Source organism: Novosphingobium sp. 550D, from assembly GCF_057401885.1.
The window spans coordinates 3,531,883-3,554,607 of record NZ_CM171613.1 but is presented as its reverse complement, the minus strand read 5'-3'; the positions used below and the strand labels follow the sequence as shown (position 1 = coordinate 3,554,607).

Sequence of the window (22,725 nt, the reverse complement as noted above, 5' to 3'; positions counted from 1 at the left end):
TCTGCGTTGAGTTATGGAGGCAGCGTTAGGTTTCGGACGCCCTGTTCGAATTTTAAAGCCTGCGGCGCCTTTGAGGCCGCGCTCACCGCGCCGCAGGCTTTATAAACTCTCCCACAATCGCAAACCTCCCACCACCCCAATCATGGGATTGCAAAGGGACAAGTCCCTTTGCCCGTCGGAGGCACCTCCAAACGGCAACCCCACACCCTTATATCTCACACCCCCCATTGCCATTCCGCCCCCGTCCGCTTAGCTGATAGGCGATGCAATGGACCCCTCTAACCATGGTTGTCATGGGCTTGCTGCTGGCCGGATGGGCTGTGGCGGCGGGCTGGGCTGTGTTGTCGGCGTTGTCGCGCGGGCGGGCGGCAGAGGGCGCGGTGCGTCAGGCGCGGCGGCTGGCCCGAATGGTGGAGGACAGCCCGGCGCAATTGCTGATCGTGCGCAGCGATGGCCGGATCGAGGGTTCGGCGCGTCTGGCGTCATGGCTCGGCTTTTCCTCGATGCCGCAGTTTTTGAGCGAGTTGGACGGAGGCAAGGCCGATCGCGGTTTAAGCGCAGAACAATTGGAACAATTGAACGAGGCCGTGCTGTCTGCCCAGCGCACCAGCCGCCCTTTCAGCCTGTCGCTCAGCCCGCGCGGTTCGCGCCGTTCGCTGTCGCTGCGCGGCGGGGTTGCCGATCCGCAAGTGGCCCCCGCCGGATCGGCACAGGTCTGGGTGTTCGACGCCAGCGAGGCCGAGACCCAGATCGCCCGGATGCGCGCCGAAACCGCCCGGTCGAAAAGCGATTTTCTCGCACTGGTCGGCCTGATCGAGGCCGCGCCCATTCCGATGTGGTTCCGCTCGCCCCAGGGTGAATTGCGGCTGGTGAATTCGGCCTATGTCCGCGCGGTCGGGGCCGAAAATGCCGAGGCTGTCGTCAATGGCGGGCTTGAACTGGTCGAGCGGATTGACGGGCAGACCCCTGCACAGGTCGCCGCGCGCGCCATGCTGGAAAGGCGGCCCGTCGAACGCCTGGTTGCCGCGACCATCGATGGACAGCGCCGCGCCTTGCGCGTTTCGGACTTGCCGCTGGGGGACGAGGGCGTAGCGGGCTATGCCATCGACATCGAGGAAATGGAGGAAATCTCTCGCGCTTTCCGTGCCTTCCGCGATGCACAGCGCTCGATGCTCGATCTGCTTTCCTCGGGCGTGGCACAATTTGATGCGCGCCACCGCCTGACCTTTGCCAATCAGCCGTTCCAGCGGCTCTTTGCGCTTGGTCCGGCGGACATGCATGACGCGCCGTTTGAACGCCTGCTCGATGCCGCAAGGGAATCGGGCCGCGTGCCGGAAATGCGCGACTATCGCGCATGGCGCAAAGAACGCGCGGAATGGTTCGCCGCCTCCGAGGCGCAGGAAGAGGCATGGCCGCTGTCCGATGGCACGCATTTGCGCGTTGTGGCCCAACCCATGCCCGATGGCGGCCTGTTGCTGGTGGTGGAGGATCGCACCGAAACCCTGCGCATTTCGGCCATGCGCGACACTTTGCTGCGCACCCGCACCGCCACATTCGACAGCCTGTTCGAGGCCGTGGCGGTCTTTGCCCCCGATGGCCGTCTGCAATTGTGGAACCGCCTTTTCGCCAGCGCCTGGGGGCTGGAGCCGGAAGTGCTGGACGCCCACCCGCATGCCGATGATGTGATCGCGCGCATCGCCGCGCATCTCAGCCAGCCCGAACAGGCGCAGGCCGTGGCCGACGGATTGCGCACCGCCACGCTGGAACGGCGCCAGACCAGCGGGCGCGTGACCATGGCCGATGGGCGGACGCTGGAATATGCCGGGGTGCCTTTGCCCGATGGCAACGGCTTGCTGACGGTTCTGGACATCACCGATTCGCAAAAGGCCGAAGAAGCCCTGCGTGAACGCAATGCCGCGCTGGTCGAGGCGGACCAGCTCAAGACGCGTTTCCTTGCCAATATGTCTTATGAATTCCGTACGCCTTTGACCTCCATCGGCGGTTTTGCCGAAATGCTGGAGGCCGGATTTGGCGGCGAATTGTCCGAAAACGGGCGCGAATATGTCGAGGCGATCCTGACTTCTGTTGCGCGCCTGACCGATCAGATCGAGAATGTCCTCGACCTTTCGCAATCCGAAGCGGGCATGTTGCCGCTGGCGCTGGAGCCGGTCGATCTCTTCGCCCTGATGCGCCAATTGGTGCAGGAGCGCGAGGCGCTGGTACACACCAAGGAACTTGAATTAGACCTGCGGGGCAGCAGTCTGAACACCGGCAAGATCGAGGCCGACCCGCGCCGTTTGGGCCGCGCTTTGGCCCATTTGCTGGACAATGCGCTGGATGCAACGCCGGTCGGCGGGCGCATTCTGGTCGAGGTGGGGCGCCATCGTTCGCGCCATGGATCGGGCAACAACCGCGCCCGCGTGGTGATTTCGGACAATGGGCCGGGCATGGACCGGGCGGCGCTTGCCCGCGCCTTTGACGGTTTGCCGATCGAACCCACCAGTCCGGGCAGCAAGAACAGCATCCGGCGTCAGGGCCTTGGCCTGCCCTTGGCGCGCCAATTGATTGAGGCGCATGGTGGCAGCCTTGAACTCTTGTCCGAACCGGGGGCGGGCACCGCCGCGATTGTGGAGCTGGATTGATGAAAGTGGAATTGCCCGATCTGGCCGCGATGGAGCGGTGGGGCATGGCGATTGCGCAGGCGTTGCGTCCGGGCGATGTGGTGGCGCTGCATGGCGGGCTGGGCGCGGGCAAGACCACGCTGGCGCGCGCGATCATCGCCGGATTGGGCCATGATGGCGAAGTGCCATCGCCCAGCTTTGCCATTATCGAACCCTATGATGGCTTGCGCTTTCCCTTGGTCCATGCCGATTTTTACCGCCTTGCCGATCCGTCTGAGGCGCAGGAACTGGGGCTGGATGATTACCGCGATGGCGGGGTGCTGATTGCCGAATGGCCGGAAATGGCCGGCGGCTTTGCGCATGAACCGGGATGCCTGTCGATTTTTCTCGAAACTGCGGATGACGGCCGCTTGGCCATTGTCGAGCCGGGGGCGGATTGGCTAGGGCGCGTTCCATGCTGAACACCTTGCCTGATGGCCTGACCGAATTTGTTGCGACTGCCGGTTGGGGCGATGCCGCTGTGGAGCCTTTGCCCGGCGATGCTTCGTTCCGTCGCTATTTCCGCCTGCGCCGCGCCGTAGTGGAAGATGGGGGGGGCGAAACGGCGATGTTGATGCATGCCCCGCCGCCGCAGGAAGATCCCGCGCCCTTTCTGGCGGTGGCCGACTGGCTGGGCGCCCATGGATTGCGCGCGCCCGCCATTCTGGCGCAACAGGCGGCGCAAGGCTGGGTGCTGCTCGAAGATTTCGGCAATGACCGCGTGCGCGACTGGCTGGACGACAATCCGCAGGACGAGCGGGCGGTTTACGAAGGCGCGCTGGCTCCGCTGGTCACGCTGACCCAATTGCCCGGCGGGCCTTGGGCGCCCTATGACTGGTCGGTCTATCGCCGGGAAGTGCGGCTGCTGACCGAATGGTATGTGCCCGCCATGGGCCTGTCGGTGGATGAGGCCGGTTTTGACGCGGCATGGGAGGAAGCCCTTGCCCCGATGATCGCGCGCCAGAATGCGTTCAACGCAACCGGCGGCGTCACGGTCCTGCGCGATTATCACGCCGAAAACATCATGCTGCTGTCGGGCGGTCTGGCGGATCAGGGCCTGCTGGATTTTCAGGACGCCTTGGTGGGCCACCCCGCCTATGATCTGGTCAGCTTGCTTCAGGATGCGCGTCGCGATGTCTCGCCCGAAATCGAGGCGGCGATGATCGAGCATTACCTTGCCGCCACCGGATTCGACTGCGAGGCTTTCCTTGCAGACTATGCCCTGTTGGGCGCGCAGCGGAACGCCAAGATCGTGGGCATTTTCGTGCGCCTGTGCAAACGCGATGGCAAGGCGCGCTATCTCGACATGATCCCGCGCGTATGGGCCGCGATGGAGCGCGATCTGGCGCATCCGGCGCTGGCCCCGGTGGCGCGTTGGTTTGAAACGAATATCCCGGCCGAAATCCGCGCGGCCCATGGTGGAAGGATCCCCGCATGAAGCCCCTGGTTTCCGATACGGCCATGGTGCTGTCCGCAGGGCTTGGCAAAAGGATGCGCCCGCTGACCGCGACGCGGCCCAAGCCGATGGTGCCGGTTGCGGGTAAGCCGCTCATTGATCATGCGCTGGACAAACTGGCCGAAGCGGGCGTGGCGCGGGCGGTGGTCAATGTCCATTACATGGCCGATCACATTCTGGCGCATATGGGCAAACGGAAAACGCCTGCGGTGACGATTTCGGATGAGCGGGCACTCTTGCTGGAAACCGGCGGCGGCATGGTCAAGGCGTATCGTGACGGCGCGCTGCCCGATCCGTTCTTTGCGCTCAATTCGGATAATGTCTGGCTGGATGGGCCGGTCGATGTGTTCCACGATCTGTCCTCGGCATGGGATGCGGATCGGATGGATGCTTTGCTGTTGATGGTGCGCCATTCGGACGCGGGCAATTATCGCGGCGTGGGTGATTTCCGTCTCGATCCGCTGGGCAGGGTTGCGCGCCGCGCCTCGCGCAAGGTGGCGCCCTTCATCTTTACCGGCATCCAGATCGTATCGCACCGCCTTTTGCGTGATGCGCCCGAAGGAGCCTTTTCCACCAACATCCTGTGGGACCGCGCGATGGAGGAGGGCCGCCTTTATGGTCTGGTCCATACCGGCAAGTGGTTTGAAGTAGGCACGCCCCAATCCATCGCCCCGACCGAGGAAGCTCTGGGCCGTGGCTGATTGGGCGGGCGTGAAACCGCGCCAGCCCAAGGTCTATTCGATCCCGGCGCATCGCGGTTTTGCCGATGCCTTGGTGGCGGGTTTGATCCCGCGCTATGCCGATCCCGATCTGGGGCTGGCGCGCCTGACGCTGTTGCTGCCTAATCAGCGTGCGGCGCGTAACCTGACCGAGGCCTTTGTTCGGGCGGGCACCGATGGGTTTCGCGGGGGCGCTGCTGGTTTGCTGTTGCCGCGCATGGTCATCGTCGGCGACCTTGATCTGGACGAGGCGCTGGGGCCATTGCTCGACCCCATCGGGGCCAGCGACATTCCCCCCGCCGCCGACCCGACCCGGCGCTGGCTGCGGCTTGCCGATATTCTGGCGCAGGTCGAAGGGGCCGAGGGCACGCAGGGCGGGGCGGTGCGCCTGCGCCGTGCCGCCGAAATTGCCCAGAGCATCGACCGTCTGGCCGTCGAAGGCATCGCGCCGGAGGATCTTCTGTCCGAGGATGTTCTGGCGATCATTGGCGAACAGGCTGAGCATTGGCGTCAATCGACCCACGCCTTTCTGACGGTACAGGCCCACTGGCGCGCCCAGTTGGAGGCTCAGGGCGAGGTCGATCCGCCGGTGCGCCGCAACATGCTGTTCGACCGCGCGGCCATGGTGTGGCGCGACAATCCGCCGCCCCATGCCGTTGTCGCGGCGGGCATTACCAGCGCTTCGCCATCACTGGCGCGATTTTTGCGGGTGGTGTCGGAATTGCCTGGCGGGGCGGTGGTGCTGCCCGATCTCGATCTGGCGCTGGATGATGATGTGTGGGACGAATTGGGCCATGCGGGCGTGGCGCCGGAATTGGGCGATGCGCCCTTTGGCCGGGAAGACGCGCTGACCCATCCGCAATATCACCTCAAGCTGCTGCTCAACCGCATGGGCGTGGCGCGGGGGGAGCTTGACCTGTGGCATCGCGCCGGGCCGTCGGCGGCCCCGCCCGAACGCAGCAAGGCGATCTCGAACCTGTTTCTGCCCGCCAAGGCTTCGGCGCGCTGGGTCGATCTGCCAGAACGGCAAAGGCGTCTGGCCGCCGTCCGCCTGATGGAAAGCGAGCATCCGGGCGAGGAGGCGCAGGCCATCGCCATCCTGATGCGCGAGGCATTGGAAACACCGGAAAAGCGCGTCGCTTTGGTCACGCCCGATCGGGGTTTGGCAAGCCGCGTGGTCGCCCATCTGCAACGCTGGGGCATCAAGGCGGACGATACCGCAGGCCGCGCTTTGCCCCAGACGGCGGCGGGGCGGTTGTTGCTCCTGCTGGCTGAGGTCGCGGGGGAGGGCGCGCCGCCGGTGCCGTTGATCGCCTTGCTGGGCCATCCGATGGTGGGCGGATCGCAAGGGCGCGCCTTGTGGCTGGACCATGTGCGCGTGCTGGACCTCAACCTGCGCGGGCCAAGGCCGGATGCGGGGCTGGCGCCTTTGCGCGCGATTATTGAGCGGATTGAGAAAAAGCGCGGCCCCGGCCCATTGACCGCATGGTGGGACGAGGTTGAGGGCATCCTTGGGCCGTTGATGAGCCTGCCCGAAGAGGCGCCGCTGGCCGATCTGATCGACGCGCTGGTGGCCGCCGGTGAGGCGCTTTGCGGCGAGGAATTATGGGCCGAAGCGCCGGGGCGTTCGCTCTCCTCCTTTGTCGAAAATCTTCGTCTGGCAGCTTCGGCCGAAGGGACGCGGTTGCAGGTGCGCGATCTGGCCTCGGTCCTGCGCCATGCGATGGACAAGGTGGCGGTGCGCCCGCCATGGGGCGGCCATCCCCGAGTGGCGATCTATGGCTTGCTGGAGGCGCGCATGACGCGCAGCGATCTAGTCATCTGCGGCGGCCTGACCGAAGGTTCATGGCCGGGCAGCCCGTCGCCCGATCCGCTATTGCCGCCCGCTGTGCTGCGCCATCTGGGCGTGCCGGGGGCCGAGTTTCGCATTGGTCTGGCCGCGCATGACCTTGCCGGATGCCTTGGCGCGCCGCAGGTGGTGTTAAGCTGGGCGCATCGTGATGAAGGCGGGCCGGTGATCCCCAGCCGCTTTGTCCTGCGGGTTCAGGCGATGTTGGGCAAGGAATTGTCCAAAAGCCATGCCGAGGAACTGGCCGTCACCTATGCCCGTGACATTGATGTGGGCAAGGTGGCCGCGCCCCATCCGCGCCCCCAACCCATGCCCAGCGCCGAGCAGCGCCGCGTGGACATTCCCGTCACCGCGCTCGACCGTCTCCGCGCCGATCCTTATCAGTTTTATGCGCAGGCGATCCTGCGGCTCAAATCGCTCGACCCTTTGGATGCGGAGCCCAGCGCGGCATGGCGCGGGACGGCGGTTCACGCCATTCTGGACGCGTGGCACAAGGATGGCGCGCCGCGCGGGGCCTTGGTGGCAACGGCCAACAATGTGCTGGACGGCATGAGTGCGCACCCGTTGGAGCGCAGCCTGTGGCGTCCGCGCCTGCTGGCCGCGCTGGAATGGATTGATGAGGAAGTGGCTGCTTTGGCCGCGGAAGGGCGTCGCGTTCTGGCCACGGAAATCCGGGGCGAGATGCGCATCGATGGCATCCGCATCCATGGCCGCGCCGACCGTATCGACCGGATGCCCGATGGCAGGCTGGCCGTGGTGGATTACAAAACCGGCGGCCCGCCCAGCGGCAAGATGGTCGAGGCAGGTTTTGCGCTGCAATTGGGTCTCATTGGGATGATTGCCGCAGATGGCGGGTTCAAGGATGTCGAGGGCGTGCCCAATGTCTTTGAATATTGGTCGCTTTCCCGCCGGAAAAAGGGCGATCCCGGCTTTGGCTGGCGCGATGAACCCATTTTGGAAAATCGCAAGAAATCGGGCATCCCGCGTGAGGAATTCCTGCACAAGACCGAGGAATATCTGACCGATGCCATCGGGCAATGGTTGTTGGGCCAGGCGCCTTTTACCGCGCGGCTGCGGCCCGATATTCCCAGCTATAATGATTATGATCAATTGATGCGGCTGGACGAATGGATCGGATGGATCGGTTCGGACGAAACGCCGGAGGATGAAGCGTGAGCGGGCCTCAAAAACTCCACGGCCTGCATGGCAATCAGGCCAAAGCAGTGCTGCCGCAGGAAACCGTGTGGCTTTCGGCCAGTGCGGGGACGGGCAAGACGCAGGTTTTGTCCTCGCGGGTGTTGCGCCTGTTGTTGACCCCGCATGTGCGGCCCGAACAGATTCTGTGCCTGACCTTTACCAAGGCGGGCGCGACCGAAATGGCCGAGCGCATCAATAGCAAACTGGCCGGATGGGTGCGGGCCGCCCCCACGCAATTGGCCGCGGAGCTTGAAGCGATCGGGGCGGAAATCCTGCCCGACATTCAGGACAGGGCGCGGACATTGTTCGCCTCGGTGCTGGATTGTCCGGGCGGGGGCCTACGGATCGACACGATCCATGCCTTTTCGCAATGGCTGCTGGCCGCTTTTCCCGAAGAAGCGGGGCTGAGTGCGGGCGCCCGCCCGATGGAGGAGCATGAGAAAGTGCTTCTGGCGCGGCAGGTCTTGGCCGATCTTTTGCTTGATGCGGAAAAGCGGGGGGATCATGCGCTGCTCAATGCGCTGGCCTCGCTCTCGCTGCGCATGGGCGGGGATGCGGTGGAAGGCTGGCTGATGCGCTGTGCCGGGGCGCGGGGCCTGTGGTTTGGCCCCGGCGCGTGGCAGGTGCCCGTCGCACCGCGCGTGAAACAGGCGCTGGGCCTGCCCGCCGATGCCGATATGGCGCAGGTTGTCGCCATGTGCGCCGATGATGCCTTTGACGTGCGTTCGGTGCGCTGGCTGCTGGATGTGGTCAAGCAATGGACCGACAAAAAGGGCAACATGACCGCCACGGCCGAGAAAAAGGCCAATGCGCTTTGTGACTGGCTGGAGGCATCGCCCGAACAAAGGCTGGAGGGGCTGGGCGGGCTTTACTCGGCAATTTTTACCAAGGAGGGCGTGCCTTCCTATCAAAAGAATCTGGACAATATCGCGCCCGATTATGGCGAATATTGCTACCGCGTCGCTCTGCATATTGACGCGGTCAAGGCGCGGCGGGCGCTGGTGGCCTTGGCGCAATGGCTTTCGCCCGCGCTGGAATTGGGCCGCGCCTATGCTCTGGCATGGGAAGAGGCCAAGGCGCGTGAAGGGCTGATCGATTTTGATGATCAGATCGCCCATGCCGCTGATCTGCTCAGCCGGGCCGATATGGCCGATTGGATCCGGTACAAGCTGGACCGCCGGTTCGACCATATTCTGGTGGACGAGGCGCAGGACACCAACGCCGAACAATGGCGGATCATCGAGGCGCTGACCGAGGAATTCTTTGCCGGTGAGGGCGCGCATGGCGATTTTGCGCGCACGCTGTTCGTGGTGGGCGATTTCAAACAGGCGATCTTTGGTTTTCAGGGCACCAGCCCGGAAAATTTCGCCGCCGCGCGTGAACGGGTCAAATCCCGCATGGGCGGTGCGGCGGATAATGCCGACGCCATTCGCGGCGGGCCAAAGGCGCATCGCCTGATGGAACTGGGGTTGGAGCGGTCTTTTCGCACCGCTGCGCCGGTTTTGAACTTCGTTGACCGGGCGATTGAGCATTTGGGCGCCCCCGCCTTTGGTCTGGACGCCACGCCCGAACCGCATCAGGGCGAGGACCGCCCCGGCCTTGTCGCCATGTGGCGGCCGGTGGGCGGGGCGGCCCAGAACGATGACGAAGATGGCGGCGATGAAGATAGCTGGCTCTCGCGCCCCGAACGCGAAATGGCGGACCGGATTGCGCGTCAGGTCAAACATTGGCTGTTTTCGCCCGATGGTTTCCCGCTGATCAAGGGGCGCAAGGTGGCGCGCCGGGCAGAGGCGGGCGACATCATGATTCTGGTGCGCAAAAGGCGCGAGTTGGCCGGGTTGATCGTGGCGCGATTGCATGCCGCAGGCGTGCCGGTGGCGGGGGTGGATCGCCTGCGTCTTGGCGCGCCTCTGGCGGTCAAGGATCTGATGGCGGCCTTGCGCTTTGCCGCGCAACCGTTGGATGATCTCAATCTGGCCGCCTTGCTGGTGTCGCCTTTGTTTGGCTGGTCACAGGATCAATTGCTTGAACATGGCTATCGTGACGAGGGGGTAAAGCTCTGGGCGCATCTGCGGCGCAGCGATGCGCCTTTGGCCCAATCGGTGGTGGAGCAATTGAACCAGTTGCTGGCCCGCGCCGATTTTGAACCGGTGCCGGTGCTGCTCCACTGGCTGCTGGTGGGGCCGTGGGGGGCGCGTGAAAGGCTGGTGGCGCGGTTGGGGCGTGAAGCGAATGATCCGCTTGATGAATTGATCAATGCCGCCCACGCCTATGCGGCTAGCGCGACGCCCAGCCTTGTGGGTTTCCTTGCATGGTTTGACGCGGGCGATGGCGAGTTGAAGCGCGAGGCGGGCAAATCCGACGGTCTGGTCCGGGTGATGACGGTCCATGGTTCAAAGGGCTTGCAGGCGCCCATCGTCATCCTTGCCGACGCCACCGGCGATCCGGCCAAGAGCAAGGGTTCCCCGCTGTCGGTGGAGGACCCCAGCGCGGCCCTGACCGGCGACAAACGCACCGTGCCTTTGCCCAATCTGGGCAAGGAGGAAAAGCAAGGGCCGATTGCCGAAGCCGCCGCTCGTGCCGCCAAGGCCGAGGGGGAGGAGCATTGGCGCCTGCTCTATGTCGCCATGACGCGGGCCGAGGAAGCCTTGTTCATCGGCGGCGCTCTGGCCGCCAATGAGAAGGAACCGGCCAAGGGCAGTTGGTATGCGCGGCTGGCCGAGATATTCGGGCCTGAAGATTGGATGGCCGACCCGCTCTGGGGCGCAGAGGCGCGCTGGGGCGCTTTGGCTCCGGCGGCCCAGTGGCAGGCCGAGACGATGGAACTGGCCATGGAGGCGGGCAAGCCGGGGTGGCTGAGCCGCGCCGCGCCCGAAGAAGCGCGCCCGCCGCGGCCGCTGGCACCTTCAGCCTTGGGCGAGGACACAGCCGCCGATCCGCCCACCGCGCTGGGGGCCGCACGGGCGGCGGCGGCGCGTCGGGGTACGTTGATCCACGCCTTGCTCGAACGCCTGCCCGGTGCGGCCGATCCGATGGGCGCGGCCATGACCTGGCTGGGGCGGCAGGCGCGTGATCTGGACGAAGACGCCCATCGCGAGATGGCGCAGGCGGCGATGGATGTTCTGGCCAATCCCGATTGGGCCGAGTTGTTTGGGCCTAACGCATTGGCCGAGGTGCCGATTGCCGCAACCGTGGGGACACAGGTGGTGGCGGGTACGATCGACCGTTTGCTGATTACGGCCGACCGCATTCGCCTGATCGATTTCAAAACCGCGCGTCGACCTGCTGCGTCCGTGGCGCAGGTTTCCGTCGCCATCCTGCGCCAGATGGCCGCCTATGTCGCCGCGTTGGAGGTCGCCTATCCGGGGCGGCGGGTGGAGGCGGCGCTGCTCTACACCACCGGCCCGCATCTCATCGACCTGCCCGACAGCATTCTGGCCCCGCACAAGGCCAGCTTGACCCATACGCAGGAAAGCTTGGCGCTCTAGGGTGGTTGCGCCCGCCCCATCATCGACTATCTTAGGTTCAACATTTCAGGAGATTTCAGGCCATGGCCACGATCAAGGTTACCGACGCAAGCTTTTCCACCGACGTTCTGGCTTCTGACAAGCCGGTCGTGGTCGATTTCTGGGCCGACTGGTGCGGGCCTTGCAAGATGATCGGCCCGGCTCTGGAAGAGCTGAGCGATGAACTGGGCGAGCAGGTGACCATCGCCAAGGTGGACATCATGGAAAACACCGAAATCGCCAGCCAGTTCGGCGTCCAGTCGATCCCGCTGCTGCTGGTGTTCAAGGATGGCAAGCCGGTGGCGCAAAAGCTGGGCGCGGCGCCCAAGAGCCAGCTCAAGGCATGGATCGAAGGCGCGCTCTGAGGCGTTATGATAGAGGGCAGAGCGCAAGAGCGCTTTGCCCTCCATGTATCAGAAACGGACCCCGACGCCGGTCACGACCTGATTGCGGGCAAAACCCGAGCTGTAATTGGTATAGCGATATTCGGCCAACACATAGGCCGACCCAAAGATCGTTTGTTGAATGCCGACGCCCGCGCGAATGCCGCTGACGTTTCGTTTCTCTGTAAAAAAGATGGCCGGGCCGTGCAGGGCAAATGACGCATTGTTGGTGAAATCTGCATTGGCATAGCCAAGCTTGGCATAGATCTTTGTTGAAGGCAGGACTTTGACGCTGACCCGCCCGCCCGCATAAATATCGCGGTCCGCCCGCAAGTAGGCCGGACCAGCTTCGCGTCGCCCCGAACTTCCATTGATTTCGGCATCTGCGCCAATGGAAATCATCGGCATGACGGCCAGATCATAGCCAATGCCGCCGCCATAGGTTAGCCCATTGACCTTCGTGAAATCGGAAAGATTGACGGCAAAGGCGCTTCCCGAATTTGAAACATTGTCCCAGCCGACCACCGCTTCTGCGCGCAGATTGCCGCGCGCTGATGCTGGGGCGGAGACAAGGCAGATGGAGGAAAGGATCGCACACGTAGTGGCGGTTGTAAAACGCATCTCCAGTGTCCCCTGTAACATTTAATGAGATCTATTTTTGGAGATATTTCAACTATTTTTGGGAAAGGCAAATGAAATAAGGGATTTTTCTTTTCTGTATCGGATCATCTGTTCCATAGGGGCGGCCCCGGCGGTAAAAGGGGGGCGGTTTCGATTAAATCATAAACCACCCGGTTATCAGGGCAGCCTGCACAGCGGCAATCAGCCATAGATAGGTCGAAAACGGCTGTTTGCGCGTCTTGTGCCGAAACCATGGCCGCGCGATGATGGCGCCGGGCGACCCGCCCAGCGCCGCCATCAGCAACAGGCTGGTTTCCGGGATGCGCCGCCGTCCCTCCCGTGCGTAACGCTTGTCTTGCCAGAACAGATGGACCGTGCGCGCATTGACCAGCACAAGGGCGAGGGGGACGTAGCCCGAGATCAAATCCCCGCCATCCGCGTCGCCAGTTCATCCCACAAGGCGGGCGAAGATGCACCGATCAGACCCTTGCGATCCTCGTCCACGCGATAGGGGGTGCCGTCAAACCGCGCCGCTTTGCCGCCCGCCTCGTTCAGGAACAGGACGCCCGCCGCATGATCCCACGCCAGCGTGCGTTCAAAGATCGACACATCGTTCACGCCGGTCGCCAGACGCGGATATTGTTCGGCGGCACAGCGGGGGATATCGACCATGCGGTAATGCGGGGCGATGTGGTCCATCAGGGCCGCCCGCCGCGCCGGATCGGCAAACAGCACAGAGATGGCCGCAATCGCCGGGCTTTCCCCGCTGGTGCGCGCGGTCAGGCGTTCGCCGTTGAGATACGCGCCCTCGCCGATCCGCGCATGGCAGAACCGGCCCGAAAGCACGTCATAAATCCAGCCGCCAATCGTTTCGCCCCCCTGCGCCAAAGCGACAAGGATGCCGAAAGGCGGGCGGCCATGGGCGAAATTGTTGGTGCCATCCAATGGGTCGATGATCCAGCAAAGGTCGCTGCCCAAACGCCCCATGATCGAGGGATCGGCAAAGGCGGCTTCCTCGCCCACAATCGCCGCTTCGGGCAGGATGCGCGCCAGACCCTCGGCCAGAATTGCCTCGCTCTCCTTGTCGGCAATCGTCACCAGATCGTCGGAGGCTTTTTCGATAATGTCGGCGGCGGCCAGATGTTGATAACGCGGGGCAATGGCGCGCGCGGCAGCGTCCGCCATCACATCATGGACGGCTTCGCTCAGAGTATCGGTCATGAATCGCGCCTTTCAGGTGAGGGGGATGGCGACATATTGGAAACCGGGGCGGGCGCTGACCGCGTCAAACCAGCGGCGGATATTGGGCACATCTTCGTGCGCAAAGCCCAGCTTGAACCAGGTGTAGGCATAGGCGCCCATCGGAATGTCTGCGATGCCGAAAGCCTCTCCGCTCAGGAAAGGCTGGCGGGTCAGCGCTTCTTCCATGATCCGCATCAGCTTGTTGGTTTCGGCGATGGTGCGCTCGATCTTGGCCGCGTCGCGGTCCGGTTCAGCCACGCGGACCATTTGCAGGAAACCGTCGCGCTGCGCATCGGCAAAGGCGAATTGCCAATCCATCCATTTGTCCGCCAAAGCCCGCGCAGGCAGGCCCTCTGGCCACAAATGCGGCGCATAGGCATCGGCCAGATAGCGCAGGATCGCGTTCGATTCCCACAGCGAGAAGGTATCCGCCACCTGATGATCGACCAGCGTGGGCACCAGCCGGTTGGGGTTCATTGCCAGATATTCGGGCGTATAGCCAAACTGGCCCCCGATATCATGGCGCACCCATTGGGCGCCGGTTTCGACCGCCGCCCAGACGACCTTTTTGACATTATGCGAATTGAGCCGACCCCAGATGGTGAGCATGGGCCTCAGCTCCGGTAATCGGCGTTGATGCTGATATAGCCATGCGTCAGGTCGCAGGTCCACACCGTCGCGCACCCTTGCCCAAGGCCGATATCAACCTCGATGCTGATCTCCTGACCCTTGAGGTGCGCGGCCACCGGGGCCTCGTCATAATCGGGCAGGGGCTGGCCGTCCTTGGCCTGCCACACGCCGCCAAAGCCGATGGAGAGACGGTCGCGGTCGGCCGGTTCGCCCGCCTTGCCCACGGCCATGACGATGCGGCCCCAATTGGCGTCCTCGCCCGCGATGGCGGTTTTGACCAGCGGCGAATTGGCGATGGCCATGCCGATTTTGCGCGCGCTTTCATCCGACACCGCACCTGTGACGGAAACGGCGATGAATTTCTGCGCGCCCTCGCCATCTTTGACCACCAGATGCGCCAGTTGGCGGCACACATCGGTCAGCGCCGCGGCAAAGGCATCGGCGCCCTCGCAGCCCTCGCAATTGATGATCGTGTTGCCCGCCTTGCCCGTGGCAAAGGCCAGCACCGTGTCGCTGGTCGAGGTGTCGCTGTCGACCGTGATGCAGTTGAAGGTTTCGTTCGCGGCCTTGGTCAGCAATTCCTGAAGGAACACAGGATTGATCGCCGCATCGGTGAAGATATAGCCCAGCATCGTCGCCATATCGGGGGCGATCATGCCCGACCCCTTGATGATGGCGGAAAAGGTTACGGTCTTGCCGCCGATGATGGCGGTGGCGGTGGCGCCCTTGGCGAAAGTGTCGGTGGTGCCGATGGTGTTGGCCGCATCCTCCCACGAACAGGGCGCGGCGGTCAGGGCATTGTTGACGCCTTCCTTGGCCTTGTCCTTGGGCAGGGGGACGCCGATCACGCCGGTCGAGGAAACAAAAACCTGCTCCTTGGCGCAGCCCAGATGAGCCGCAACCTGATCCATGATCTGTTCCACTGCCTCGCGCCCGCGATAGCCGGTGAAGGCATTGGAATTGCCCGCATTGACGATCAACGCCCGCGCGCGGCCCTGCTTCACATTGGCGCGGCCCAGTTCGACCTCGGACGAGCAGCAGATGTTGCGCGTGAAGACGCCCGCAACGGCGGTGTTTTCGTCCAGCTCAACATAGGTCAGATCGCAGCGATCCCATTCCTTGTATCGCGCGCGGGCCACGCGCGGCGTGGCGCCCGCAATCGCAGGCAGGGCAGGGAAGGGAATGGCGAGCGGAGAGATGGCGTGTGACATGGCCACGCGGGTTAGCGCCTGATGCGCGCCACTTCAACCTTTCCGGCGTATCGCAATGCCATGGGCGAGCGGACTGATCGCCAGCGCCGCACCCAGCGCCAGCACGGTGGCCAAGGTCAATGGCCGGATCAAGGTCGCCTGCGCCCCATGGCTGCGCGCCAGCGACGCGCCCCAGATCAACACCGGCCCGTGAATGGCATAGATGGGATAGGACAATCGCCCCAGCGCATCAGCCACTTTCGCGCCAATTCGGCCCAGCGAAACCTGCGCCGCGCACCACAGCGCCACTGGGAACACCGCAAAGACCGCCAGCAGATCGCCCGGCACCGTGGCCATCGGCACATGCGAAAGCCCCGCCAAGGTCAGCGGCACCCATGCCGCCCCGACCCATGCCATCCATGGCGTGACACGCCAGCGCCCGGTGGCAAATTGCCGCCCCATCCATACGCCTAGGCCATAGCCGAAGCCGACGCGGGCAAAGCCGCCCCACCAGTTGCGCCCCGTATCGCCCAGACCGACCGAACCCCAGTCATAGGCGCAAACCGCCAGCAACCCGCCGCAGGCCAGCGTAAAAAACAGCAGCATCCGGTTCCCCAACCGTCGCAGCAACAGCGCATGGGCCGCATTGGCCAGCACTTCATAGGCCAGCGACCATTGCGGGCCGTTGAGCTGAAATAACGCGCCCGTGCCTCGTTGATAAGGGATCAGCAGCAATCCCGCCGCCGTCAGCCAGCCCAATTGCCACGTCATGCCCATCGTATAGCGCCACGCCGCCCCGATCAGCACGCCGACCGCCAAGACCGGCCATAACCGCGCCACCCGGCGGAGCATGAAGTCGCCCGCGCCCATGCCCGCCCGCAATTTCGGTTCGAACGCCAGCGTCAGGACAAAGCCCGAAAGCATGAAGAAGAAATCCACCGCCAGATAGGCGCGCGGAAACAGGCCCGGTGAATGATAGAGCGGCGCTTCATGATGCAGCACCACGCCCACAGCCGCCAGCCCGCGCAGGGCATCCAGCATCGGCAGGCGGGCGGGAGAGGCGGTTTTGGACATGCGCCGTCGCCTTGGGGCAGAATGGCGCGTCAGGCAAGCGTCACACTTGTCTCGGCTTCGCCTTGGCCCTAGCCTTTGTGTGCTTTGGGGAGATTGGCTATGCTGGCTGGAATGTTGATTGTGTTGCAACAGGCAGCGATTGCTCATCCAGCAGTTCCGCCGCCGCCAATCGCTATTTCGCCGGCGCCGGTGATTACGCCCGCCGAAACCCTGCCGCGTGGGCCGATGCCCAAGAATGGGCCAAGCGGCTGGATCCAGACCAGTGATTATCCGGCCATGGCGGTCAAGAACGGCGAATCGGGCATCACCCGCTTCATGGCCAGTGTGGACGCCAAGGGGGCGATCACCAATTGCGTGGTGGTTTCAACCAGCGGTTCAGCGGCGCTGGACCGGGCAACATGCGATTTGATCCGTGCCCGAGCCACATTCAATCCGGCGCTGGACAATGCGGGCAAACCTGTTTCGGGCAGCTATACGAACCAGACGCGCTGGGTCCTGCCGCCGCCGGGAACGGTGCCGCAACCGGGCGAGTTTCAATTCCATTTCGTGGTCGAAAATGATGGCCGCCAAACCGAATGCAAGGTCGAAAAGGCAACCGGAACGATGGAGGGCCGGGTGAAAGTCGTCGGCGATGGATGTCCGGCGGTGCATTTCCGCGAACCGTATAAGGACGCGCAGGGCAATCCGGTGCGCAGGCGGGTTACCATCATACAATCGGTCATCGTCGAACCTGCGCCCTAGACGTCGTCAATAGTCCTGCCTATATCCCCAAACATGCTGCGGCTGCTGTTATCATTTCTGGCTCTGGTTTCCGGTCTTGCCGCGATGGCTCCGGAAACGGATGCGCGTGCCTTTGCCGTGCGTCCCGCCATTGCCGCCACGATGCAGGATGCAGGCGCCGCGCGGGTTTCGGCCCATGTCGTGGCCCATGCGCGGGAAATTACGCGCCCGGCCCAACCCCGGTTGATCGAGGCGGTGCAAACGCCCGCGCCTCTGACCTATGCTGCGCCTTCGGTGCGGCTTCGCGTGGATCGTGCCCGCGAATAAGGCCGGTTGGTCCATTTGATTTTCGACATGCTTTGATGGCGCGCGCCCACGGTTGGCGCCCCATGCCCCACATCTGTATTCAGGAATTTCCCCATGTTTTCCAAGCTTGCCAAGTCGATCTTCGGCTCGTCGAATGATCGTTATGTAAAGTCGCTCGACAAGATTGTTCGCCAGATCGGCGCCTATGAATCGCAATTGGCCGAAATGAGCGACGAGGAATTGCGCGGCATGACCGCCAAGTTCCGTGAGGAAATCGCGGGCGGGCGCACGTTGGATGACATCCTGCCCGAAGCCTTTGCCGTGGTGCGTGAGGCGTCGAAGCGTTGCATGGGTATGCGCCATTTCGATGTGCAGATGATCGGCGGCATCGTGCTGCACCGGGGCGAAATTGCCGAAATGCGCACGGGTGAGGGCAAGACGCTGGTGGCGACGCTGGCGGTTTACCTCAACGCGCTGGAAGGCAAGGGCGTCCATGTCGTGACGGTCAACGACTATCTGGCCCGGCGCGATGCGGAAACGATGGGCGTGCTGTATAATTTCCTCGGCCTGACGGTGGGCGTGATTGTGCCCAACCTTAACGAGTACGAACGTCGCGAGGCGTATAATTGCGACATTACCTATGCCACCAACAATGAGCTGGGTTTTGACTATCTGCGCGACAACATGAAGCATGATCGCGATCAGATGGTCCACCGTCCGTTCAATTACGCGATCGTTGACGAAGTCGACTCGATCCTGATCGACGAAGCGCGCACGCCTTTGATCATTTCCGGCCCGACCGATGACAAGAGCGACCTCTATGTCTCGGTGGACGCGGTGGTGCGCGAATTGATCAAGGATGACAGCACGTTTGAGGCCGATGAAAAGTCCAAGAACGTCACGCTGACCGAGGATGGCGTGGAAAAGGCCGAGCGCCTGCTGGAAGGCGCGGGGCTGCTGGAAGGCAGCAACCTCTATGCCATTGAAAACACGCAGGTCGTCCATCACCTGGATCAGGCGATGAAGGCTAATGTCATGTTCAAGCGCGACATTGACTACATCGTCAAGGACGGCAAGGTCGTCATCATCGACGAGTTTACCGGGCGCATGATGGATGGCCGCCGCTGGTCCAACGGCCTGCATCAGGCGGTCGAGGCCAAAGAAGGCGTCAAGATCGAGCCGGAAAACCAGACCATGGCCTCGATCACCTTCCAGAACTATTTCCGCATGTATCCCAAGCTTTGCGGCATGACCGGTACGGCGGCGACGGAAGCGGCGGAATTCTTCGACATTTACAAGATGAACGTGGTGACCATCCCCACCAACGTTCCGGTCCAGCGCATCGACGAGGAAGACGAGTTCTATAAGAACACGCTCGATAAATTCGCCGCCATTGCCAAGCTGATCCGCGAAAAATATGAGAGCGGTCAGCCGGTGCTGGTGGGTACGGTTTCGATTGAAAAGTCGGAACTGCTCAGCGAATTCCTGACCAAGGAAGGGGTGAAGCACAATGTGCTGAACGCCCGTTTCCACGAGATGGAAGCCCATATCGTCGCGCAGGCGGGCCGTCTGGGCGCCGTCACCATTGCCACCAACATGGCCGGACGCGGCACCGACATCAAGCTGGGCGGCAATCTGGAATTCCGCATCGAGGATGAATTGCGCGACATGCCCGAAGGGCCGGAGCGCGACGCCAAGATCGCCGAATTCAAAGCCGAGATCGACGCTGAGAAGGAAAAGGTGCTGGCCGCGGGTGGACTTTGCGTGATCGGCACAGAGCGCCACGAAAGCCGCCGCATCGACAACCAGTTGCGCGGCCGTTCGGGCCGTCAGGGCGACCCCGGCCTGTCGAAATTCTACCTCTGCCTTGAGGACGATCTGCTGCGTATCTTTGGCCCGGACACGATGTTCTCGAAACTGATGAACAGCAACCTTGCCGATGGCGAGGCGATCGGGTCACGCTGGCTGTCCAAGGCCATCGAGACGGCGCAGAAGAAGGTCGAGGCGCGCAATTATGACGTGCGCAAGCAGGTCGTCGAATATGATGACGTGATGAATGATCAGCGCAAGGTCATCTATGAACAGCGCGCCGACATCATGGATGCGCAGGCGATGGATGAAGTTGTCCATGACATGCGCCACGATACGGTCAACGCGCTGGTCGGCACGGCATGCCCTCCGGGTTCGTATCCGGAAGTTTGGGACATCGAAGGCCTGACCAATGCCGTGCGCTTTACGCTGGGCATTGAGGCGCCGATTGCCGATTGGGTTCAGGCCGAAGACGGGATCGAGCCGGAAACCATTGAGGAACGTCTGGCCGAAATGGCCGATGCGCATATGGCCGACAAGATCGCGCGCAACGACCCCGAAATCTGGCGCCAGGTGGAAAAGAGCGTCTTGCTGGAACGACTCGACCACCATTGGAAGGAGCATCTGGCCACGCTCGACGCGCTACGTCAGGTCGTTTTTCTTCGTGCCTATGCACAAAAGACGCCGATTAATGAGTATAAGCAAGAAGCCTTCGGTCTTTTTGAACGTATGATTGAGCAAATTCGCGAAGATGTGACGCGAATTCTTGCCACCGCCGAATTGCAGTTTGCACAGCCCGAAGCGCCTGCGCTGCCCGAATTGCCCGATTTCCTGACCACGCATATCGATCCGTTTACCGGAGAGAATGATGCGATTGCCCCTGCCTTGCCGAGTGCCGCGCCGGGTTTCGATCCCAACCAGATTGACCCCACAATGTCGCGTAACGCCCCGTGCCCCTGTGGTTCGGGCCAGAAATATAAGCATTGTCACGGGGCTGTGGCTTAATGCCTGACCGGGGCGCGACATCATGTTCGCGCCCCTTCGCAAGGCGGCCCGGCGGTGCAAATGGCCTGCAATGCAAAAATCTGTATGCTTTGAAAATTAACCATGTTGCAGGGTTTTACCCCCGCTAAACGGCTACATTTCGTACCTATCGGCTATTGCTGACGGCTTGTTCATAACCGCTTTACCATTTCCTGCAATATATAGGGGGCAAACCTTGGGAAGGCGGGCTTGCTCTTCTTCCCTCTTCGCCAAACTTTCGCAGGTGGACCGACCGGTGAGTCAAGACTTCTTCCGTACCGAAATGGCAGCGCCCCCGGCGCCAGAGGTCCGGCAAGTCTCTGGTGCGGAATTGCGCGGAGCGCCGCGTTTCACGTTGCTGGTCCGATCGGCCAAGCTGATCATCGACGGGCGTGAATATCTTTGCGTTTTGCGCGACGCGTCGGCAACCGGGTGCAAGGTGCGCGTGTTCCACGCCTTGCCGCCGTTCAGCTCGATTTCGCTGGAAACGTCGAGCGGCGAACGCTTTCCCATGGAATTGATGTGGAATCGCGATGACCATGCCGGTTTCCGCTTCTTTGACATGATCAATGTTCAGCGTCTTCTTGATGACAAATGTGGCCTTTATCCCAAGCGCCAGATTCGTCTGAAGACCGACGCCGAAGCCATCATCTTTTCGGGCAGCCAGCAGATCCGCGCGATGTTGCGCGATATTTCGCAACAGGGCGCCTGTATCGAATGCCCCGAACGCCTGATGCTGCGCCAGTCGGTGCGGGTTGAAACCTTTGGCTTCCCCCCGCTTCACGCCAAGGTCGTGTGGCGGCAACAGCCCCGTCACGGCCTGGTGTTTGACCGCGGTTTCCTGATGGAGGAATTGGCCCAGAACATGGCCAAGATGCACGAGGGCGATGGCCATGACCCCAAGGGGCGTTTGCGCGCGGCCTGCTGAGGATATTTGTCGATTTAACGGCTTCTCACACAAAAAGGCCCGGCAAGCATCTCTCTAAAAGCTTGCCGGGCCATTTTGTGTCCCTGCCGGGCCTAGGAAACGCCGCGCAACACCTTTTTGACCCGGCGGGGTTTGTGATGGCGATGATCGCGCAGGATCAGGCTCGTCCCTTCCTCGCCAATCGCATAATCTTTGCGGACCTGATCGATCAGCGCGTCGACATCTTCCTCGCTGGCGGCCGGGCTGATCGGGATGCGTGCGATGGTCATGCCTTCGTCGGGATCATCGATCGAGAGGAACGATGTGGCCGCATCACCCAGGGTTTCGACATTAAAGCCGCCGTCGATGTGCCACATATTGCCGTCGATGCTGAAGATCGCGCGGCGGCAATGGCGGCATTGCGCATAAAAGGCGCCATCGACACGGTCGCGGGGTTTGTGGGCGGGATGATGTTCGCGGGTGTACCAACATTGAGTAAGCGCGAGCGTGGACATGGCAGGTCCTCGGAAAGGCGGGAACAGGCCATCAGTCTAGACGCAATCGCTGATAGTTTGGTTATTTTGAATTAGGCAGTCCGCCGGGCAAAAACCCCTATGGCGTTGACGATTGGTGGTTGGTTACTTGTCATACTGTTCCAGAAACTGACGCTCGGCGTCTTCGACATCGCTGGTTATACCGATCATGCGCCGTTTGACGCGAATAAAGTCGCCCGCGACATCTTTGGGCAGGTCGGCACGAATTTCCGCATTATCGCTGCTGCTTGAACCGGCGGCGACGTGCAGAGCCACGCGTTGCTCACTCGAATGCAATCGGGTGCAATCTCCTTGCGGCGACATCAGGCGCGGACAGGCATAGGCATCGACCCACATGTCGACCGATGTGACGGTGGAATCCGTGCCGTTAAACACTTTAAGCGGCAATTTGAGCACAAGTTCGCCATCTTCGATCGCGCCCGATGTGCCGTCGGTTTCGACCTGCACGCTGCCCTCGACGAAATGTTTGCTGGCCTCATAGGTGCGCACCGCCGCCGTACCGCCCCCGATGGCGACCAGCAGCAGAAACAGATAACCCGGACGCCACAGGGCCAGATTGCGCAGGTCATTTGATTTGAGGGATTGCGAAGGCATTGGTCGTCCTTGCTGAAGCAGGATCAAACCTATGCGTGATGGCGCGTTAAATAGGCGCTGCAAAACGGGGTGAAGGTAAATTAAGGCTGTTTTTCAAGCACCTAGTATAAACACCTAGGTTCAGCGCGTTTCTTGCCGCTTGGGCTGGGCCGCATGGCTCCCTGAGTAGGATTCGAACCTACGGCCGCTCGATTAACAGTCGAGAGCTCTACCGCTGAGCTATCAGGGAACGGGCCGGCGATGCCGGGCGTTTATGCGGTCTTTCATCATGCCGGACATATGTCC

19 protein-coding genes and 1 tRNA gene are annotated in these 22,725 nt (G+C 62.5%); 11 read left to right on the top strand and 9 right to left on the bottom strand.

Annotated features, from left to right (window positions below; translation table 11 throughout):
- The first annotated feature begins 263 nt into the window (after positions 1-263).
- From AC2S2E_RS16845 to trxA, 7 genes are all read left to right on the top strand, one after another.
- A complete protein-coding gene (locus AC2S2E_RS16845; protein WP_476104728.1) occupies positions 264-2,642 on the top strand; it encodes a PAS domain-containing sensor histidine kinase in 2,379 nt (792 codons plus the stop codon).
- Complete coding sequence (gene tsaE, locus AC2S2E_RS16840) at positions 2,642-3,082, top strand: tRNA (adenosine(37)-N6)-threonylcarbamoyltransferase complex ATPase subunit type 1 TsaE (RefSeq protein ID WP_476104730.1); 441 nt, start codon at positions 2,642-2,644, stop codon at positions 3,080-3,082. Before AC2S2E_RS16845 ends, tsaE begins: the two co-directional genes overlap by 1 nt.
- On the top strand, positions 3,076-4,098 hold the full coding sequence (locus AC2S2E_RS16835) for an aminoglycoside phosphotransferase family protein (protein ID WP_486523148.1): 1,023 nt from the start codon (positions 3,076-3,078) through the stop codon (positions 4,096-4,098). The genes tsaE and AC2S2E_RS16835 overlap by 7 nt, the downstream gene beginning before the upstream one ends.
- Positions 4,095-4,817: a nucleotidyltransferase family protein gene (locus AC2S2E_RS16830; protein WP_476104733.1), complete on the top strand. Its 723-nt coding sequence runs from the start codon at positions 4,095-4,097 to the stop codon at positions 4,815-4,817. The genes AC2S2E_RS16835 and AC2S2E_RS16830 overlap by 4 nt, the downstream gene beginning before the upstream one ends.
- A complete protein-coding gene (gene addB, locus AC2S2E_RS16825; protein ID WP_486523147.1) occupies positions 4,810-7,860 on the top strand; it encodes a double-strand break repair protein AddB in 3,051 nt (1,016 codons plus the stop codon). The genes AC2S2E_RS16830 and addB overlap by 8 nt, the downstream gene beginning before the upstream one ends.
- Positions 7,857-11,369 (top strand): double-strand break repair helicase AddA, encoded by a 3,513-nt coding sequence (addA, locus tag AC2S2E_RS16820; protein WP_486523146.1) that lies wholly within the window; start codon positions 7,857-7,859, stop codon positions 11,367-11,369. Before addB ends, addA begins: the two co-directional genes overlap by 4 nt.
- Before the next feature lie 62 nt (positions 11,370-11,431).
- Entirely contained in the window at positions 11,432-11,752 is a 321-nt protein-coding gene (trxA, locus tag AC2S2E_RS16815) for a thioredoxin (protein WP_476104737.1), read from the top strand.
- Between the two features lie 48 nt (positions 11,753-11,800).
- On the opposite strand, the gene AC2S2E_RS16810 is transcribed toward trxA, so the two are convergent.
- From AC2S2E_RS16810 to AC2S2E_RS16785, 6 genes are all read right to left on the bottom strand, one after another.
- The gene (locus tag AC2S2E_RS16810; protein WP_486523145.1) at positions 11,801-12,391 is read right to left on the bottom strand and encodes an outer membrane protein; all 591 of its coding nucleotides are present in this window, start codon (positions 12,389-12,391) and stop codon (positions 11,801-11,803) included.
- Between the two features lie 154 nt (positions 12,392-12,545).
- Positions 12,546-12,815: a DUF1294 domain-containing protein gene (locus AC2S2E_RS16805; protein WP_486523144.1), complete on the bottom strand. Its 270-nt coding sequence runs from the start codon at positions 12,813-12,815 to the stop codon at positions 12,546-12,548.
- Positions 12,812-13,612 carry an inositol monophosphatase family protein gene (locus AC2S2E_RS16800; RefSeq protein ID WP_486523143.1) on the bottom strand — a complete coding sequence of 267 codons (801 nt, stop codon included), beginning with the start codon at positions 13,610-13,612 and terminating at the stop codon, positions 12,812-12,814. Before AC2S2E_RS16800 ends, AC2S2E_RS16805 begins: the two co-directional genes overlap by 4 nt.
- A gap of 12 nt (positions 13,613-13,624) precedes the next feature.
- Positions 13,625-14,242, bottom strand: a complete 618-nt coding sequence (locus AC2S2E_RS16795) for a glutathione S-transferase family protein (protein ID WP_486523141.1) — start codon at positions 14,240-14,242, stop codon at positions 13,625-13,627.
- 5 nt (positions 14,243-14,247) lie between these two features.
- Positions 14,248-15,474, bottom strand: coding sequence for a bifunctional glutamate N-acetyltransferase/amino-acid acetyltransferase ArgJ (gene argJ / locus AC2S2E_RS16790; RefSeq protein ID WP_486523140.1), 1,227 nt, complete (start codon positions 15,472-15,474; stop codon positions 14,248-14,250).
- Positions 15,475-15,507: 33 nt separating this feature from the next.
- Positions 15,508-16,527 (bottom strand): acyltransferase family protein, encoded by a 1,020-nt coding sequence (locus AC2S2E_RS16785; RefSeq protein WP_486523139.1) that lies wholly within the window; start codon positions 16,525-16,527, stop codon positions 15,508-15,510.
- 99 nt (positions 16,528-16,626) lie between these two features.
- On the opposite strand from AC2S2E_RS16785, the gene AC2S2E_RS16780 reads away from it, so the two are divergent.
- The 4 genes from AC2S2E_RS16780 (at position 16,627) to AC2S2E_RS16765 (ending at position 21,313) form a co-directional block, all read left to right on the top strand.
- Positions 16,627-17,268, top strand: a complete 642-nt coding sequence (locus tag AC2S2E_RS16780) for an energy transducer TonB (protein ID WP_486523138.1) — start codon at positions 16,627-16,629, stop codon at positions 17,266-17,268.
- Between the two features lie 33 nt (positions 17,269-17,301).
- On the top strand, positions 17,302-17,574 hold the full coding sequence (locus AC2S2E_RS16775; protein WP_486523137.1) for a hypothetical protein: 273 nt from the start codon (positions 17,302-17,304) through the stop codon (positions 17,572-17,574).
- A gap of 93 nt (positions 17,575-17,667) precedes the next feature.
- Positions 17,668-20,367, top strand: a complete 2,700-nt coding sequence (secA, locus tag AC2S2E_RS16770) for a preprotein translocase subunit SecA (protein ID WP_486523136.1) — start codon at positions 17,668-17,670, stop codon at positions 20,365-20,367.
- A gap of 274 nt (positions 20,368-20,641) precedes the next feature.
- Positions 20,642-21,313 carry a PilZ domain-containing protein gene (locus AC2S2E_RS16765; RefSeq protein WP_486523135.1) on the top strand — a complete coding sequence of 224 codons (672 nt, stop codon included), beginning with the start codon at positions 20,642-20,644 and terminating at the stop codon, positions 21,311-21,313.
- Positions 21,314-21,405: 92 nt separating this feature from the next.
- Here the strand turns inward: AC2S2E_RS16765 and AC2S2E_RS16760 are convergent, their stop codons facing one another.
- The 3 genes from AC2S2E_RS16760 to AC2S2E_RS16750 form a co-directional block, all read right to left on the bottom strand.
- Positions 21,406-21,807, bottom strand: a complete 402-nt coding sequence (locus AC2S2E_RS16760) for a hypothetical protein (protein ID WP_476104753.1) — start codon at positions 21,805-21,807, stop codon at positions 21,406-21,408.
- A gap of 123 nt (positions 21,808-21,930) precedes the next feature.
- Positions 21,931-22,440 carry a hypothetical protein gene (locus AC2S2E_RS16755; RefSeq protein ID WP_476104754.1) on the bottom strand — a complete coding sequence of 170 codons (510 nt, stop codon included), beginning with the start codon at positions 22,438-22,440 and terminating at the stop codon, positions 21,931-21,933.
- Positions 22,441-22,594: 154 nt separating this feature from the next.
- Positions 22,595-22,669, bottom strand: a tRNA-Asn gene (locus tag AC2S2E_RS16750).
- Positions 22,670-22,725 lie beyond the last annotated feature (56 nt).

Excerpts from the sequence above, each read along its gene's own strand:
- AC2S2E_RS16845 (WP_476104728.1), top strand. The coding sequence starts at position 264 with ATGCAATGGACCCCTCTAACCATGGTTGTCATGGGCTTGCTGCTGGCC.
- tsaE (WP_476104730.1), top strand. The coding sequence starts at position 2,642 with ATGAAAGTGGAATTGCCCGATCTGGCCGCGATGGAGCGGTGGGGCATG.
- AC2S2E_RS16835 (WP_486523148.1), top strand. The coding sequence starts at position 3,076 with ATGCTGAACACCTTGCCTGATGGCCTGACCGAATTTGTTGCGACTGCC.
- AC2S2E_RS16830 (WP_476104733.1), top strand. The coding sequence starts at position 4,095 with ATGAAGCCCCTGGTTTCCGATACGGCCATGGTGCTGTCCGCAGGGCTT.
- trxA (WP_476104737.1), top strand. The coding sequence starts at position 11,432 with ATGGCCACGATCAAGGTTACCGACGCAAGCTTTTCCACCGACGTTCTG.
- AC2S2E_RS16810 (WP_486523145.1), bottom strand. The coding sequence starts at position 12,391 with ATGCGTTTTACAACCGCCACTACGTGTGCGATCCTTTCCTCCATCTGC.
- AC2S2E_RS16800 (WP_486523143.1), bottom strand. The coding sequence starts at position 13,612 with ATGACCGATACTCTGAGCGAAGCCGTCCATGATGTGATGGCGGACGCT.
- AC2S2E_RS16795 (WP_486523141.1), bottom strand. The coding sequence starts at position 14,242 with ATGCTCACCATCTGGGGTCGGCTCAATTCGCATAATGTCAAAAAGGTC.
- argJ (WP_486523140.1), bottom strand. The coding sequence starts at position 15,474 with ATGTCACACGCCATCTCTCCGCTCGCCATTCCCTTCCCTGCCCTGCCT.
- AC2S2E_RS16785 (WP_486523139.1), bottom strand. The coding sequence starts at position 16,527 with ATGTCCAAAACCGCCTCTCCCGCCCGCCTGCCGATGCTGGATGCCCTG.
- AC2S2E_RS16780 (WP_486523138.1), top strand. The coding sequence starts at position 16,627 with ATGCTGGCTGGAATGTTGATTGTGTTGCAACAGGCAGCGATTGCTCAT.
- AC2S2E_RS16775 (WP_486523137.1), top strand. The coding sequence starts at position 17,302 with ATGCTGCGGCTGCTGTTATCATTTCTGGCTCTGGTTTCCGGTCTTGCC.
- secA (WP_486523136.1), top strand. The coding sequence starts at position 17,668 with ATGTTTTCCAAGCTTGCCAAGTCGATCTTCGGCTCGTCGAATGATCGT.
- AC2S2E_RS16760 (WP_476104753.1), bottom strand. The coding sequence starts at position 21,807 with ATGTCCACGCTCGCGCTTACTCAATGTTGGTACACCCGCGAACATCAT.
- AC2S2E_RS16755 (WP_476104754.1), bottom strand. The coding sequence starts at position 22,440 with ATGCCTTCGCAATCCCTCAAATCAAATGACCTGCGCAATCTGGCCCTG.